Source organism: Edaphobacter lichenicola, from assembly GCF_014201315.1.
Lineage (GTDB): Bacteria > Acidobacteriota > Terriglobia > Terriglobales > Acidobacteriaceae > Edaphobacter > Edaphobacter lichenicola_B.
In genome coordinates, this window is the sequence record NZ_JACHDY010000003.1 from 183,907 (window position 1) to 199,964 (window position 16,058).

General features: G+C 60.3%; 16 protein-coding genes. 7 read left to right on the plus strand and 9 right to left on the minus strand.

Annotated features, from left to right (window positions below; translation table 11 throughout):
• Positions 1–47 precede the first annotated feature (47 nt).
• Positions 48–500 carry a DUF4019 domain-containing protein gene (locus HDF09_RS12060; protein WP_183766556.1) on the plus strand — a complete coding sequence of 151 codons (453 nt, stop codon included), beginning with the start codon at positions 48–50 and terminating at the stop codon, positions 498–500.
• A gap of 355 nt (positions 501–855) precedes the next feature.
• Positions 856–1,761, plus strand: a complete 906-nt coding sequence (locus HDF09_RS12065) for a ferritin family protein (protein ID WP_183766558.1) — start codon at positions 856–858, stop codon at positions 1,759–1,761.
• A gap of 122 nt (positions 1,762–1,883) precedes the next feature.
• On the opposite strand, the gene HDF09_RS12070 is transcribed toward HDF09_RS12065, so the two are convergent.
• The 4 genes from HDF09_RS12070 to HDF09_RS12085 form a co-directional block, all read right to left on the minus strand.
• Complete coding sequence (locus HDF09_RS12070; protein WP_183766560.1) at positions 1,884–2,435, minus strand: GNAT family N-acetyltransferase; 552 nt, start codon at positions 2,433–2,435, stop codon at positions 1,884–1,886.
• Positions 2,436–2,555: 120 nt separating this feature from the next.
• Positions 2,556–3,326, minus strand: coding sequence for a class I SAM-dependent methyltransferase (locus HDF09_RS12075; RefSeq protein WP_260181240.1), 771 nt, complete (start codon positions 3,324–3,326; stop codon positions 2,556–2,558).
• 36 nt (positions 3,327–3,362) lie between these two features.
• Entirely contained in the window at positions 3,363–3,734 is a 372-nt protein-coding gene (locus HDF09_RS12080; RefSeq protein WP_183766569.1) for a metal-sulfur cluster assembly factor, read from the minus strand.
• A gap of 129 nt (positions 3,735–3,863) precedes the next feature.
• Entirely contained in the window at positions 3,864–4,145 is a 282-nt protein-coding gene (locus tag HDF09_RS12085) for a hypothetical protein (protein ID WP_183766571.1), read from the minus strand.
• A 603-nt stretch (positions 4,146–4,748) separates the two neighbouring features.
• Here HDF09_RS12085 and HDF09_RS12090 point away from each other — a divergent pair.
• Positions 4,749–5,153 carry a (R)-mandelonitrile lyase gene (locus HDF09_RS12090; RefSeq protein ID WP_183766573.1) on the plus strand — a complete coding sequence of 135 codons (405 nt, stop codon included), beginning with the start codon at positions 4,749–4,751 and terminating at the stop codon, positions 5,151–5,153.
• A gap of 103 nt (positions 5,154–5,256) precedes the next feature.
• Here the strand turns inward: HDF09_RS12090 and HDF09_RS12095 are convergent, their stop codons facing one another.
• The 5 genes from HDF09_RS12095 to HDF09_RS12115 all read right to left on the minus strand — a co-directional run bounded on the left by HDF09_RS12095 (position 5,257) and on the right by HDF09_RS12115 (position 10,961).
• The gene (locus HDF09_RS12095; RefSeq protein WP_183766575.1) at positions 5,257–6,270 is read right to left on the minus strand and encodes a polyprenyl synthetase family protein; all 1,014 of its coding nucleotides are present in this window, start codon (positions 6,268–6,270) and stop codon (positions 5,257–5,259) included.
• A 135-nt stretch (positions 6,271–6,405) separates the two neighbouring features.
• The gene (locus HDF09_RS12100; RefSeq protein WP_183766577.1) at positions 6,406–8,340 is read right to left on the minus strand and encodes a 6-pyruvoyl-tetrahydropterin synthase-related protein; all 1,935 of its coding nucleotides are present in this window, start codon (positions 8,338–8,340) and stop codon (positions 6,406–6,408) included.
• Positions 8,341–8,366: 26 nt separating this feature from the next.
• Positions 8,367–8,864, minus strand: a complete 498-nt coding sequence (locus HDF09_RS12105; RefSeq protein ID WP_183766579.1) for a GNAT family N-acetyltransferase — start codon at positions 8,862–8,864, stop codon at positions 8,367–8,369.
• Positions 8,865–8,892: 28 nt separating this feature from the next.
• Entirely contained in the window at positions 8,893–10,479 is a 1,587-nt protein-coding gene (locus tag HDF09_RS12110) for a DHA2 family efflux MFS transporter permease subunit (RefSeq protein ID WP_183766581.1), read from the minus strand.
• Between the two features lie 194 nt (positions 10,480–10,673).
• Positions 10,674–10,961: a hypothetical protein gene (locus HDF09_RS12115; protein WP_183766583.1), complete on the minus strand. Its 288-nt coding sequence runs from the start codon at positions 10,959–10,961 to the stop codon at positions 10,674–10,676.
• 358 nt (positions 10,962–11,319) lie between these two features.
• Between HDF09_RS12115 and dnaK the strand changes: the two genes are divergently transcribed.
• From dnaK to HDF09_RS12135, 4 genes are all read left to right on the plus strand, one after another.
• Positions 11,320–13,236 (plus strand): molecular chaperone DnaK, encoded by a 1,917-nt coding sequence (gene dnaK / locus HDF09_RS12120; RefSeq protein ID WP_183766591.1) that lies wholly within the window; start codon positions 11,320–11,322, stop codon positions 13,234–13,236.
• Positions 13,237–13,457: 221 nt separating this feature from the next.
• Positions 13,458–13,628, plus strand: a complete 171-nt coding sequence (locus HDF09_RS12125) for a hypothetical protein (RefSeq protein ID WP_183766593.1) — start codon at positions 13,458–13,460, stop codon at positions 13,626–13,628.
• A gap of 186 nt (positions 13,629–13,814) precedes the next feature.
• Positions 13,815–14,717 (plus strand): Fpg/Nei family DNA glycosylase, encoded by a 903-nt coding sequence (locus HDF09_RS12130; RefSeq protein ID WP_183766595.1) that lies wholly within the window; start codon positions 13,815–13,817, stop codon positions 14,715–14,717.
• A 49-nt stretch (positions 14,718–14,766) separates the two neighbouring features.
• Entirely contained in the window at positions 14,767–16,017 is a 1,251-nt protein-coding gene (locus HDF09_RS12135; RefSeq protein ID WP_183766597.1) for a DnaJ C-terminal domain-containing protein, read from the plus strand.
• Positions 16,018–16,058 lie beyond the last annotated feature (41 nt).

The following is a 16,058-nucleotide window of genomic DNA, read 5'->3' on the forward strand; positions in this document are numbered from 1 at the left end:
TTTGCGGATTTGGATTAGTGAGGATTTGTAACTAACGAGAGGTCTGCATGCGTAGAGTTTTGAGGATTGTGTTGGCAGTATGTGTGATTGCGGGAGTGGCGCACGGAAGCATGGGTTTTGCGATGCAGGAACATGCTCCGCAAGCGCAACAGGATGCGGTGCAGCTTGCGGCTCGTGAGGCGGAAGCGTGGCTGGCGAAGATGGATGGCGGCAAGTATGCGGAGTGCTGGACGGAGGCTTCGGAGGTGGTGAAGAACGCGGTCACGATGGAGAAGTTTGAGTCTTCGATGAAGACGGTGCGTGAGCCGATGGGAAAGCTGGAGAGCAGGAAGCTGCAGAGTGCGTCGTATACGACGTTGCTGCCGGGAGTTCCGCCTGGGGAGTATGTGGTGATTCTGTACGAGACGAGTTTTGAGCATAAGGCTACGGCGCAGGAGACGATGATCATGACCCGCGAGAAGGATAAGATCTGGCGGGTGGCTGGGTACTACATCAAGTAGGTTTGGAGTTAACGACTTTTCTGTCGTGACCTCTTGGGTGCCAGGGTCTGTCGTGTATTTTGGCTATTGCTCGGTGAGACTACGACGTAAAGGCGCCATCGTCCTTGCTGCGATGCGATAAAAGGCGTGGATGTTTTGAGCCGATGAAAATTCACAAACCTGTGCAATCCAGCGTCTGGTCCGGCGCGTTCTGAAGATGTCGGAACCGCCAGGATCTGCTGTCTCGCCTTTGCTCGCAGGCATCTCTACCCTTCCCGATTCCGGTCGACCGGGCCCTCGTTCAATTCACGTTCAATTTCAAAAACTGAAGTTTGGCAGGTAGCAGTGTGTTTGATGGCCCGGGGAGGGCCAGCTTATGAGTGGAATCAATGTTGGTAAATCGGCAGCGGGTCTGCTGCCACGTCGTTCCTTTGTCACCCGGGCTGGGCTCTTTGGCCTGTCCGCAACCGCAGCGGCGTTTCTTCCGGGTACCACGCTTCATGCAGCGACTCCTGGTCTGGACAATCAGAGTGGCGATACGGCGCAGGAGATCTTTACTGCGGCTTTGATTGCCGAGGATCTGGCATCGACGTTCTATTACAACGGTCTGGTGGGTCCGGTGATTATGGATCCGAACCTTGCCGGACCGGGCGGAACGGCCACGCACGTGGTGGCGGCCGGAAACCTGGGCAACGTTGAATACTTTCGCGCTGCGTTGAGCGAAGAGATTCAGCATGCCGACCTGCTTCGGTCTCTGATTGGGAAGACGGTTTCGACGACCGATCCGGTGCAGACGTTTTATTTTCCGACGGGAACGTTCGATACGCTTGCTCCCTTTATCGCTGTTTTGAATGCCCTGGAGAATGCTTTTATTGCTGCGTACCTACTGGCTACGATCGAGTTTGCCCAGATGGCGTCTGATACGAGAGGTGGTCTGGTGATTGAGCGTGATGCCAGCGGAGCTGCTTATACGGCGCGGGACCTGGAGTACTTTGCGCAGGTGGCTGCCTCGATCATGGGAGTGGAGGCGGAGCATCGCGTGCTGGGCAGGGTTGTGATGAATCAGAATCCGGCTAACAATACGAACTACGAACGTACAGACCTACTGACTGCGGTCTATAACGGGAAGAGGTCTGCGGTGGTTGCCCTGACGCCGTTCTTGGCGCCTGGTGAAGGGTTGACGGCGTATTCGTTGCAAACGGCGCTGACAAACGCACCGAGCGTTTATAAGAATGTACCTGGTGGACCGCCAAAGCCGCCTTCTTACCCTGCGGGACACTGATCGCGGTTCTGTTTGATGATTGATTACAGATGGGGTGCGGCTTCGGCCGTGCCCTGTTTTGTTTTTTTGGTCGAGGCGTGACGAAGTGGTCGCGCCTCCCTATGTTTCGTTTCTTCGGTTGTTTAATTTCTGCGGTAGCGGATAGTGTTTTCTTCTTTGCCGGGGCCTTCGAGGGTGAAGCCGCAGTGCTCGAGGATGCGGATGGAGCCGGTGAGGTGGGGAAAGGTGTGGGCGAAGATTCTGTTTGCGGAGCCGGTGGTTTCGATCCAGTGGATCATGGCTTTGGTCGCTTCGAGGGCGTAGCCGTGGAGACGGAACTCGGGGAGGATGGCGTAGCCGATCTCGGCGGCGTGGGGATCGTCGGGCCAGCGGAAGCCGCCGACAGAGCCGATGAGGGTTGCGGGTTGGATGGCGGTGGCTGGGAGGAGGATGTAGCGGTGCCAGCCGATGTCGGTTGGGTCTTCGGCGAAGCGCTGCTGGAGGAGTTGGAGGACGTGCGGCTCCCAGTCGGCGTGGGGCCACTCGGAGGTGATGCGGCAGTGGAGGATTTCGCCTAGTTTGCCGTCGGAGTTTTGCTCGGAGGTGAGGGACTCGGGGGTGATGGGGACTAGTTGGAGGCGGGGCGTTGTGATGTTGGGTGTGGCTTTGTTTGACGATGGGCCTGATGCTGGCATTGGAGTTTCTCCTGAACGATCTTGCGTGGCTGGATGGCATGGGATGGCGCTGCCCGGGGGGGCCGAGGCGTCGCTGCAGCTCGCTGGATGGTTCAGGCAATCATAGGCAGGAACAGCGTATCACTTGATTTGGTGGATTGGCTTAGGAGTCAGAGTGGCGGAGCGGCCGGTTAGGCGGTAGATGGCGCACTCCTCGTCGCCGGTGGAGCCGTACTCTTTTTGCTGGGCGATGGCGGCGAGGTCGGCGGCGTGGTCTTCGGGGGACATGGCTACGGGGCCAAGGAAGAGGCGGGTGAAGGCGGGGAGGCGGTCGAGGACGGCGCGGCACTCGGAGTTGACGTAGAGGAGGTCGAAGGCTGGAGCGGGGGTGCCGCGGCGGGGGGTGAACTGGGCTTCGATGCGGCGGAGGAGGAGCTTGAGGACGGGGGCTTCGAAGGGATGGAAGAGGAAGGCTAGGGTGGGAGTTCGGGGGAAGTCGAAGGTGAGGGCGTCTTGCTCGAGGAGGCGAATGGGCGCTAGGGGTGGGGCGGTGGAGTCGGCGGCGTTGGTGGCGCGCCAGTGTTCGAGGTTGAGTTGGGCGGTGTCGGCCAGGGTGGGGTTGAGCTCGATGCCGATGATTTGGTGGAAGGGGAGTTCGCTGGCGACGAGCATGGCGCGGCCTTTGCCGGCACCGATGTCGACGAAGGAGTAGTGGTGGATGGGATGGGGCGGGTTGGTGTCGCGCCAGAGGTTGATGAGGGTGCGGAGGATGCTGGGGGCGACGCCGTAGTAGGCGGTGACGTGGGCGTCGTTGGGGTGGCCGGTGGTGAGGTTGCCGGCGGCGATGAGGCCGCTGGTTTCGACGCCGTGGATCTGGTCGAAGGGATGCTGCGGTGGAGTGGGCGCGGGCATGACAAGCGGGGACTTTGATTTGCGTGGGGGCATGGTTTAGCGGATCTGGACCAGGTGCGGGTTGCCGTCGAGGCCAAGGGTCTTGCGGCCGGCGGGAGTGATGTTGAGGGGGGACCAGATGGGCGTGTCGAGGAGGGTGATAGTGGTGCGGCTGATAGCTTCGAGACCAGCGAGGCGGTTGGAGATCTGTGCGCTGAGTTGGGCGATGGCGGCTTCTTCGGTTTGGGTGGGAGTGACGGAGATTTCTATGATGTGTTTTTGCGGGACGCCTGGGATGGTTGCGCCGGGAGCTTCGACGTCGGGGGTGATGGCGATGGAGTGGATGAGGCCGAGGTCGACGATGTTGCAGGGCAGGACGGGGTCGTAGCAGTCGCGGAGAGCTTGGAGGATGTCGGTCTGGGTGAGCATCTGTTTCGATGATAGCGTTCCCCTGGATAGTGGGTCAGATTGAACTCCAGGGCAACCAGGGTTACCTATAAACCCGTTTTCAGGGGAGTTTCTGCGGCAGAGCTTGTCTAGTCGTCTTCGCCGAGGGAGTTAGTGGCGCGATTCCGGAGAAATCGAAAAAGCCATACGGAAAACAGACACTAACGCAACAACTGCCATCCATGCGTATGCCCAGCCAGTCGCTATGGTGAGCTTGTCCTGCCAAAACACAGAGTAGCCAAACCCCGTCATGAAGACTGAGGCACACAGCGCGAAGACTTTAATCCTACGTGTATCGCAGCCGACGGCGCTCATGAAGCCCCAAGACATCGCGGCAAACAAGGCCGCTCCGAGACCTGGAACGAGAACCCTTTCGCCGACGCTCAAGCTCATGGAGACGATCCTACACTCCGTGCTGTTCCCCGAAAGTCGGCTTTTCGGCAACACCGAAATGGAACTTGCAATGCACTAACGGGGGGCTATCTCTGAACCGTTGTTTCACGTCTCGAGTTCAGCCACCAGTACAGCGGAAGACTGAATGCCATGCCTCCCAACAGCGATAGCAAAATAAACCAGTACCACCTGATGGGTCCGATGGGACGCACTGCAAACAAGTAGGCAAGAACTCCCATAGCAAGAAAGGCGTCAAGCATGAAGGATGAAGCTAGTAGATTGTGGGCAACTCCGCCGCAACCGTTTGGGTCGTGAAGCCATGCGGAGAGAAACATATTGTTCGGAACCACTAGCCCGAAGAGAGCGACCGCAAGTAGTAGCCACCGCTGGTTCATTGATTTCTTGACCTCCCGTTTCGCGATTGCCCTACCTTCCCCCATCTGGCATTGCCTGTCAAACCCTTATTGCCGTGAAACGGCGTATGGGTGCTGGGTCCCCGAAAGTCCAGTTATCGGCAACTTCGGTCCTTCACTCTAAACCGCCCTACTTCCGTTCCCTGTGCGCACCCTGCGGAGATACGAGTTGAAGTGCTAGAGTGGCGGGATGAAGATAGTGAAGAGTGGTGAAAGAGGAAGCAGGAAGGGGCCGGGGGAGTGGTTTACCGGCGATGTTTGGGTGGATGGGATTGTGGAGGCGGCTGCGCCCTCGCGGTTGCAGGCGGCTCGGGTGACGTTTTCTCCGGGGGCGCGGACGGCTTGGCATACGCATCCGGTGGTGCAGGTGCTCGAGGTGATTTCTGGTTTGGGCTGGGTGCAGTTGGAGGGGCAGGCTGCGCAGGTGATTCAGCCTGGAGATGTGGTGGTGATTGAGGCGGGGGAGAATCATTGGCATGGCGCACAGGCTGGGCGCACGATGGTGCATCTGGCGATGCAGCAGGCGGATGATTCGGGAAGTACGGTTGCTTGGGGCGCTAAGGTGACCGACGAGGAGTATGCTGCGGCGGGGTGATTGGTGCCCGTTGGTAATTGCAAACTGTCCTGCCGGACGGGCCCACTGCGCGTGGGGCGGTCACTTCGTGACTTGTATACCTTGTCGGAGTTTTCGGAGTGACTTAGTTTTTTCGTTCGACTAGATATTGGGCTAGCGATTTGAGGGGGGCGGCGGCGGTGCCGAAGGGGGCTAGCGCGGCGAAGGCGTCGGCGATGAGCTCTTCGGCGTCGTGGAGGGATTGGTCGATGCCGAAGACGGCGGGCCAGGTGGCTTTGATGCTGGCGGTGTCTTTGCCTGCGGTCTTGCCGAGCTCCTCGGAGCTTTGCGTCATGTCGAGGACGTCGTCGACGATCTGGAAGGCCAGGCCGGCCTTTTCGCCGAAGGTGCGGAGGCGTGCGGTGGTGTCGGCATAGGGAGCGTAGGCGGTACGGCCTGGTTTCGGTCCGATGAAGTTTTCGTCACGAGAGTAGCTGCTGGTCGAGCGATGACGCAGGCTCAGGCCATAGAGACCGCCGGAGACGATGCTGGCGGTGATGAGAGCGCCAGTCTTGGAGCGGTGGATCGCTTCGACGAGTGCTGCTGTGGGTGGGGTGCCTTCGGCTTCGATGTCCATGACTTGACCGCCAATCATACCGGGAGGGAGTTTGGTATCCAGGTCGCCAACGTGGCCAACGCCGGTGCCGATGGCGAGGGTGATCTCGCGAAGGATGGCGATTGTGGCTGGGGATGGGATGGGAAGGGCGGCGATGGTTTGGAAGGCGAGGGTCTGGAGGGCGTCGCCGGCGAGGATGGCGGTGGCTTCGCCGAAGACGACATGGCAGGTAGGCTGGCCGCGGCGGAGGTCGTCGTTGTCGAGGGCGGGCAGGTCGTCGTGGATGAGGGAGTAGGTGTGGATCATTTCGAGCGCGGCGCCGAGGTCGGCGATTCCCTCGGGATAGGCATCGGTGCATGCGGCGAGGCGGGCTGCTTCCATGCAGAGGATGGGACGGAGACGCTTGCCGCCGGCGAAGGTGCTGTGCCGCATGGCGCGGTGGATGGAGTGGGGGAGAGTGTCGGTTGCGGGGAGGAGGCGTTCGAGGGCGGAGTCGGTGAGTTGGGCGCCGGAGAGGAGCAGGTCTTTTACCGTGGGTTGCATCGGGTTAGATGATAAATCAGCGACAGGGTGTAGGGTGCAGGGCTTAGGGTTCAGGGTTCAGGGAAATCCGACCCATCGTACGAACGGCCCCAAAACATCCCGCATGCCGACACCCTAAGCGCTACGCCCTAAGCCCTACACCTTATCCCTGCGGCGGAGGGTGATGAGGAGAGTGGCGAGGGCCAGGAAGGAGATGATGTTGCCGAGGGTTTGGTCTGCGGTGCGGGCGTAGGTGATTGCGATGAGGGAGGGGCCGGCGGGGATGGGGATGGCGATGAGGCCGTCGTCGCGCTGGTCGCGCGTGGTGATGAGGGAACCGTTGTCGGTGATGCGCCAGGCGGGGTAGTCGCGGAGGTTAAGGATGAGGTCTTCGGGGATGGGTGGGTTGAGGGTAAGGGGAGTGGGCGCGGGTGCGGGTTGGGTTTGGGTGGGGGCTTTGGCGTTGGGGTCGGCGGAGAGCCAGTAGGCGGGGTCGCTTTGGGCGAGGGAGTCGTTGTCGGCGGTGGTGGGGGTGTACTCGTCGGTGGGGTCGGTGCCGTGGTTGGAGTGGAAGAGAGCTTCGCGGGCGGTGGGGGTGTCCTCTTCGTCGCAGGGTTGGTGGAAGAGGGCGTAAGCCGGGTAGGTGAGAGCTGCGGCGAGGGCGATGGTGAGTGCGGTGCTGGCTGTGGGTTTGAGGTTCAGGCGAGTGATGGCCAGGGCGACGGCGAGGCTCATGGCTGCGGCGAGGATTGCGAGGAGACGCCAGGGGAATTGGAGGAAGGCTAGCTCGGGGGCGTGGTTCCAGAGGATGGTGGTGAGTGGGGTTAGGAGGAGGGCGATGGCTGCGGTGAGGATGGCGAGGGATGCGAGGAGGGTTTTGCGGATGTGGATGAAATGCGGGGGTCTCTCCACTTCGCTGCGCTCCGGTCGAGATGACGCATCTTTTTTCTGTTCAGCGGATTTTTGTTCCTTGGACAATCCATCTTTTGTTTCTTTACTGAAGTTGCTTGCGGAGTTGGGGCGAAGGTAGCTGGTAACGATAGCTGCGAGCGTGAGCGCAAGTAGGAGGATGGCGATGAGGGAGGCGGTGTGGAGGACTTGATCGTGGAGGGCGTCGCCGGTGTGGTGGAAGAGGAAGTTGTCCTGGATGCGCATGTTGGGGATGATGGCCATCGCGATCTGGATGTAGCGGCGTTCGTAGGCGGCGGGGAGGAGGTAGAAGGCGGCGAGGGCGAGGCCGAGGGTGGTGCCTGCGATGGCGTTGAGGGCTAGCCGGACCGGTGTTTGGGAAGGGGCTGCAGTTGGGTTGGCATGGGCGGGAGCGGTCGCGCCTTCGCGCGATGCCCACCTTAGGCGCAAAAGACGCGTCGAAGATGGGGCACCCGGAGTTGTCCAGATCTCAGAAGCGAGAGATGGGGCACCCGGAGTTGGGAGGCTCGAAGTTGGGAGGGCCAGACCACTGGATTGGGTTGGGAGGAGTTGGCGCGAGACGATTCGGATGATGGCGAGGAGGGCGAGGGCGTAGCAGCTCATGACGGCGGCGGGGGCGTTGGTGAGCCAGAGGAGTGCTACGGGGATGGCGATGTGGGGGATGGTGACGCGCTGGCGCAGGATGGCGTGGAGGAGGAGGGGGATGAAGGCGGCGGCGAGGAGTTCGGCGTAGGCGGTGCGCTCGTAGGCGGTGAAGAGCATGTAGGGATTCACCGTGTAGAGGATTGCCGCGAGGAGAGCGGCGGGGGGTGGGGTGAACTCTCGGGCGAGTCGGTGGAGGGCGAGGCCGCTGGCGGTGAGGGCCAGCCAGGTGTAGAGGATCGGCGTTGCGGTGATGGGGAAGAGGAGGGTGAGGATTGCGCCGAGGGTCCAGGAGAGTGGCGGGTAGAAGACGAAGCGGGGTTCGCCGGCGTTGTAGGCCGCGGTGTAGGCCCAGTGAGGGTGGAGGTTGCCGTGGGTGAACTGGCGGGCGGGCTCCATCCAGTTGAGGAGATGGAAGTCGAAGTCGTGGCCGCAGGAGCAGCCGTTTATGAGGAGGGGGATGATGGCGAGGAACGCGGCTAGTGGGATGAGGAGGTAGGGGAGCCGGTCGCGCTGCATGGAGTGAGGTTATCGCAGACGCGATTTTAATGGAGGGATTTGGACATCTCAAATTGGATCAGAGTTGGATTTGGAGGATAGGGTTCGGTGCGGCCGGTTGGGGTGAAGCCGAGGTGTTCGTAAAAGGCGATGGCGGCAAGGTTTTTGCTGGTGACCATGAGTTGAAGGGAGTGGGCTCCGCTGCGGCGCGCCCAGGCTTCGATGGCGTCGACCAGGAGGCGGCCGGTGCTGGTGCGGCGCTGCTCGGGTGCGACCCACACGGACATGAGTTCGGCGTGCTGCGGGTTTTGTTCTTTGAGGAAGGAGACGGCGATGCCGCAGTAGTCGTCGTGGTTGTGTGCGAGGTAGCCGATGGAGCGCGGCGTGCAGAGATTGGCGGTGCGTTGCTGCCAGTCGGCGTCGGTGAATTGAGATTCTCGGGCGTAGGTGCTGCCGAAGGCGGCAGGTATGTCGTGGAGGGCGCGGAGGCGGACTGCTTTGTAGCTCGAGGCAAGAGGCGGAGTGATCTGGTGGAGAGTGGCCATGTTGATGAATGGGATTTTGATGGATGGTTTAATGGGCGCCGGCGGGTGGTTTGCCTGGTTTTACTTTTTTCAGGAACCAGACGATGCCTACACAGAAGAAGCAGAGGAGAGAGAGCCAGCGGAAGACATCGACGAAGGCCCAGTTGGTGGCTTGGCGGCCTAGTTGCTGGTAGAGCGCGGCCTGGGCGGGATCGGCGGCGTTCGCCTTTCCGAAGGGGTTGGTCAGGAACTGGGTCATGCCGCCGAGTGCGTTCTGAAACTGCTGGCCGGTGCGAGGGACCGAGTTGATGATCTCGTTTTGGTGGACGTCGGTGCGGCGGGTTAGCAGGGTGGAGGCGATGGAGATGCCGATGGAGCCGCCTACGTTGCGCATGAGATTGAAGAGGCCGCTGGCGTTGCCGATCTGTTTCGCTTCGAGCGTGCCGTAGGCGGCGGTGCTGATGGGGACGAAGACAAAGCTGAGACCGAAGCCGGTGATGAGGATGGGGAGGAGCAGGGTGGTGGGGGAGATGTCGAGTGTGACGTTGCCGAAGTAGAGGGTGGTGAGGCCGAAGGTGAAGAAGCCGAAGGTGAGAAGGTATCGTGGGTCTACTTTGTTGGAGAGGTAGCCGATGATGGGCATGCCGCAGACGGCTCCGATGCCTCGGGGGGCGACGACCAGGCCGGCGGTGAAGGCGGTGTAGCCGAGGAGTTCCTGATAGAAGAGCGGCAGGACGGTGACGGTGGAGTAGATGCCGACGCCGAACATGAAGATGAGAATGCAGCCGAGGAGGAAGTTTCGGTCTTTGAGGACTTTTAGATCGACGATGGTGTCTTTGTCGCGCCAGCAGTGCCAGCAGAAGTAGATGAAGGAGGTGACTAGGAAGAAGACGGCCCAGCGGATCCAGAGAGCGCCGAACCAGTCATCCTCCTGGCCTTTGTCGAGGACGACCTGGAGGCAGCCGGTCCAGACGACGAGGGCAGCGAAGCCGTAGCGGTCGAAGGCAGCGACCTTGGCCTTGCTGATGTAGGGCGGGTCGTGGACGAAGCGGGTGATCATGAGGATGGCGAGGATGCCGATGGGGATGTTGATGTAGAAGGCGTAGCGCCAGGAGTAGGTGTCGGTGAGCCAGCCGCCGAGGGTGGGGCCGAGGACGGGGGCGACGACGACACCGAAGGCGAAGACGGCCATGGCGGCTCCGCGTTTTGAGGGCGGGAAGGATTCGAGGAGAATGGCCTGGGAGAGTGGCTGGAGCGCGCCTCCGCCGGCGCCTTGAACGATGCGGGCCAGGAGCATGATGCCGAGGGTGGGGGCTGCTCCACAGGCGAAGCTGGCGATGGTGAAGATGACGATGCAGGAGAGGAGAAAGCGTTTGCGGCCGAAGCGGAGGGAGAACCAGTTGCTGGCGGGGAGGACGATGGCGTTGGCGACAAGATAGCTGGTGAGGACCCAGGTGGCTTCGTCGTTTGAGGCGGAGAGGGAGCCGGCGATGTAGGGCAGGGCGACCGAGGCGATGGCGGTGTCGAGCACCTCCATGAAGGTGGCGAGCATGACGGAGGCGGCGATCAGCCACGGATTGACGCCTTTGGTGACTTCCGCGGATTGATCGGGTGGTGCGGTCGCAGCCGAGGCCATGGTCTTCCGATGGGTTCCCTTTGACGGAGTGATTGTCTCCTAAATAGAGGCAAGAAAGGAACTAATGGATGCATTTGGGCGGGAGCGGTGCGGTTAGCGACGCAAAAAGGCGGCAGGCCCGTTGGATGGAGCCTGTCGCGCTTGGTTGGTTGTGGTTTCCGGCGATCGGACTGCCGGGTCGGTGTCGATGGGTCTTAGGAGGGGTTGCGGCCGCTCGGGCCCATCGACTGGGAGACTGTATGGAAGGATCCGCCCTGGAGCCTGCGGGTGGAAGGCGAGTGACGCAGCGGGGGGACCTGAACGGAGTCGAGACTCTTGGGAAGGTGGGTGGACCAGGTGTAGGTGGTCGAGGAGATATTGGTAGGGGTGGCGTCTTCGGTGGCGTTGCAACCGGAGAGGAGACCGGCGAGGAGGCCAGCCAGGCCCAGGGAGGCGACTTTCAGGAGGCGACGTGCGGTGCGGCGGGCAGTAGATGAAGGCATGAGCAACGCTCCAAGTGATACAGAATTGAGGGAAGCGTAAGCCGGGGCATCAAGGGCGACAATGACACCTTCGGGGTAGCGGTGGGAGAGAGGAAAAGGGTCGATTTGGTGACCTGCGTGTTTGATTTATCGGTGGCGGTTGAGGGGGAGGAGAGGCGTCAGGGCGATTTTTTTTGTCTGGATGGGGGTCCTTTGGTAACGGAGAGGGAGGGGTAAACCTTTCTAAACGAATGGGTAAGGGTTCTGCATCCTGATGGTGGCTGGGTACATCAGAATAGTTGACACTAAGTGACTCAAGATGAGATTCTAGAGAAGTCAAAATTTTGATGGGCTGTGAGCCCGGAAATGGGGATGTGGGATGGCAAAGATTATTGGAATTGACCTGGGAACGACGAACTCGTGCGTTGCGGTGATGGAGGGTGGCGAGCCGAAGGTGATCCCGAATGAAGAGGGTGGCCGGACTACGCCATCAGTGGTTGCGTTTACCAAGAGCGGGGAGCGGCTGGTGGGCCAGGTGGCCAAGCGGCAGGCGATTACGAACCCGGAGAACACGATCTATTCGATCAAGCGGTTTATGGGTCGCCGGTTGAACGAGGTTGGCGATGAGATGAAGATGGTGCCGTACAAGGTGGTGGCGAAGGGCGACAACATCGTCATTGTGGCACAGGGCAAGGAGTACACGCCGCCTGAGATCTCGGCGATGATTCTGCAGAAGTTGAAGAAAGCATCGGAGGACTACCTCGGGACTTCGGTGACGGAGGCTGTGATTACGGTTCCGGCTTACTTCAACGATGCACAGCGTCAGGCGACGAAAGATGCGGGCAGGATTGCCGGGCTTGACGTGAAGCGCATTGTGAACGAGCCGACGGCGGCTGCGCTGGCGTATGGGCTGGATAAGAAGAAGGACGAGACGATTGCGGTCTATGACTTCGGCGGCGGAACGTTCGATATCTCGATCCTAGAGGTTGGCGAAGGCGTGATTGAGGTGAAGTCGACCAATGGCGATACGCATCTTGGCGGCGACAATCTCGACCAGCGCATTGTGGATTGGCTGATTGCGGAGTTCAAGTCGGAGACTGGGCTTGATCTGCACTCGAAGGGCAACGAGATGGCGCTGCAGCGGCTGAAGGATGCTGCGGAGCGGGCGAAGATCGAGTTGTCGACGGCGCAGGAGACGGAGATTAATCTGCCGTTTATTACTGCCGATGCGAGTGGGCCGAAGCACCTGGTGCGGAAGTTGACGCGTGCGAAGCTGGAGTCGCTGGTCGATGATCTGCTGCAGCGGTCGATTGGACCTTGCAAGCAGGCGATGAAGGACGCCGGTGTGGATGCGAGCAAGATCGACGAGGTGGTTCTCGTCGGTGGACAGACTCGTATGCCGAAGATTCAGCAGCTGGTGAAGGATCTGTTCGGCAAGGAGCCGCATAAGGGTGTGAACCCGGATGAAGTCGTGGCGATCGGCGCGGCGGTTCAGGCTGGCGTGCTGGCGGGCGAGGTGAAGGATCTGTTGCTGCTCGACGTGACTCCGCTGACGTTGTCGATTGAGACGATGGGCGGTGTGGCGACGGCGATGATCAACCGGAATACGACGATTCCGACGAAGAAGACGGAGACGTTCTCGACGGCGGCGGACTCGCAGACTGAGGTTGAGGTGCATGTGCTGCAGGGAGAACGGCCGATGGCGTCGCAGAACCGGACACTGGGCAAGTTCAAGCTGGCTGGAATTCCTCCGGCTCCGCGTGGCGTGCCGCAGATCGAGGTTACGTTTGACATCGACGCCAACGGCATTCTGAATGTGACGGCGAAGGACAATGCGACGGGAAAAGACCAGAAGATTACGATTACCAGTTCGTCGGGCCTGAGCAAGGAAGAGGTTGAGCGGATGGCGAAGGATGCCGAGGCTCATGCTGCGGAAGACAAAGAGCAGCGCGATGCGGTTGAGGCTCGGAATGGGCTGGATTCGCTGGTCTACAACATTGAGAAGATGTTGAAGGATGCCGGCGATAAGGTTCAGGCATCAGATAAGAGCGAGGTTGAGACGGCGCTGGCCGAGGCGAAGACGACTCTGGCGGGTACGCCGAGTGCGACAGAGCTGAATGCTGCGAAGGATCGTCTAACGACGGTGAGCCACAAGCTGGCTGAGGCGATGTACAAGGCCTCTGCGGCTTCAGCACCGACCGATGGTGCGACAGGCGCGACCGAAGCTCATGAGGAGCCGAAGAAGGATGAAGGCGTGATTGATGCTGAGTACGTCGACGTCGATGAAAAGAAGTAAGTGTAAATCCATAGAAGTTGTATGGACGTAAGAATAAGAGGGGCGTTCCTATAAGGGTGCCCCTCTTATTTTCAAGTTCGGGGTGTGGTGATGGACGTGTAGAGTGCGACTTATCACCCGGAAAGGTGTTTGAAGTGAGCAGGAGTGATGGGCAGGACCGATACGCAGAATTGCTTTGGCTGGAGAACCTGGAACTCAATCGATTGCTTGGAGGGAAGACCATGACCGAGACGATGTGGAAGTGCGACCAGGTTCGAGCAGGCCGGCTGTACAACCGGATGATGTTCGACACCAAGGAAGAAGCAGTGCAGTTCGCCCAGCGGATGCAGCAGATGGAGCCTGACCAGATGTTTTCGATTGAAGCGATCGAGGCGAAGCAGGTCTGGAACTGATGCTTTGGAACTGACTCTTTGATAGTGGCTTGAGTTTTGATTTGCAGACGGTGGCGACGGTAGTGCTGATTGATCAGCGCCGTCGCCATTGTTTTTCTGTTGTGCAGATTGTTCCACTCCGTGTCTAGTCAATGGGGATACTTCCTTCAGAAACGAACGATTCGATTGATAGAAGAGGTCACGAGAATGCCTGAGGGAAATGAGATTCATCGCTGGGCGGAGCGGCATGCTGCAGCGTTTGCCGGGAAGAACGTTCGGGTGGATGGGCCGCAGGGGCGGTTTACTGACGCGGAGATGATTGATGGCAGGAAGCTGCGGCGGGTGCTGGCTGTGGGGAAGCATCTGGGATATGACTTCGGGAAGGATCTAATTCTGCATGTGCATCTTGGACTGCAGGGGGACTTTACGGAGGGCTCGGGGCCGCTGCCTGAGGTGCGTGGCGCGCTGCGGTTGCGGATGTGGAATGAGGCGGCGGTGAAGAAGCCTGCGGTGCCGGGGGTGAGTAAGCGGCATGCGTGGTACTCGGAGGATGATGGGACGGGTCATATTGAGGCGGCGAAGGTGGCCTGGGTGGAGTTGCGCGGGCCGATGGACTGCTCGATCTACTCGCAGGCGAAGTGGGATGCGCTGCTGGAGCGGCTGGGGCCTGATCCGCTGAATGGAGATGGGCCGGAGAAGATGATTGCGAGGGTTGCTAAGAGTAAGAAGGCGATTGGGGAGTTGTTGATGGATCAGTCGGTGGCGGCGGGAGTGGGGAATATCTTTCGCGCGGAGTTGCTGTTTCGGGCGAGGCTGAATCCGTTTACGCCGGGGAGGGAGGTAGAGGAGAGCACGCTGCGGTCGATATGGAAGGAGGCGGGCGTGTTGATGAAGGCTGGGATGGTTGACCGGAGGATTGTGACGACGAAGCCGAAGGATCGGCCTCATAAGCGTGGGCCGGTGCTGAAGGAAGAGGCGCATTATGTGTATCGGCGGCAGGGGCGGCCCTGCTGGATCAGCGGGACGAAGATTTTGACGAAGGTAATGGCGGGGCGGAACTTGTTCTGGTGTCCGGTCTGCCAGGCGGGCCCGGATTCACAGGCTGAGTAAGGTTTAGAGATGCGCGTGAGGCGCATTGGTAAGAGAATGGAAGAAGATTATGGCGACGACACAGACCAAGGACTACTACGGCACGCTGGGCGTGAAGAAGACGGCGACTACAGATGAGATTCGCAAGGCATTTCGCAAGGCTGCCCGGAAGTATCACCCGGACGTGAATCCGAATGACAAAAAGGCTGAGGAGAAGTTCAAGGAGATCTCCGAGGCGAACGATGTTCTGAGCGACGAGAAGAAGCGGAAGATCTACGACCAGTTTGGGTTCTACTCGGACAATATCGACCCGGCTGCGGCGGAGGCTGCGGCACGTGGCGGCTATGGCGGGGGTGCGTCTTCGGGCGGCGGGTATGGCGGTGCGCAGCGTGGGCCGCGTGGTGGGCAGGAGGTTCCGTTCGACTTTGGCGGGTTCGATTTTTCGGACTTTCAGAGTGGACGCGCGGCACAGCAGCAGGAGCCGGGTGGTGGGTTTGGCGGGAGCTTCAAGGACATCTTCAGCGGGATGTTCAATGGAGGAAAGCAGGCTGCGCGCGGACCGCAGCCGGGGACTGATCTTGAGTACCAGGTGAGTGTGGACTTCTGGACGGCGGTGCGCGGCGGCGTGGCGCGGCTGGAGATTCAGCGGCAGGAGGTGTGCCCGACGTGCAAGGGGAAGTCGACGACGGGCGGGAGTGTGGAGTGTCCGGAGTGCCATGGGTCGGGGCAGGTGACGCAGATGGGCGGACGGATGAAGTTCAATATTCAATGCCCGCGGTGCGGCGGGTCGGGGAAGGTGCAGAACTCGTGCCCGACCTGCGATGGCGAGGGCGTGGTGACGAAGCGGGAGCCGCTGGAGTTTCGTATCAAGGCAGGGACTCGCGATGGGCAGAGGATTCGGCTGGCGGGGAAGGGCAATGCCGGGATCAACGGCGGGCCTGCCGGGGATCTGTTTTTGATTATCAAGGCGGGGACGAATCCGGTGTTTACGCGGAGTGCGGATGACATATATGTAACCGTTCCGGTTACGATGACGGAGGCCGCACTGGGAGCTAAGATCGACGTGCCGACGATCGATTCTCATGAGGGCGGAGCGAGGACGCAGCTGAAGATTCCGCCGGGGACGCAGACGGGACAGAAGCTGCGGCTGCGGGAGAAGGGCGTGCCTTCGGCTTCGCGGGAGGGTGTGCGCGGGGATGAGATTGTCGAGGTGAAGATTGTGGTGCCGAAGGTGCAGGATGAGCGGAGCAAGGAGATTCTGCGCGAGTTGGCGAAGCTGAATCCGGAGGATCCTCGGGAAGATTTGTTTGCGAAAGCATAAAATCGCCTTCGCCGTGCATCGAACCATTCATTGAGAAATGT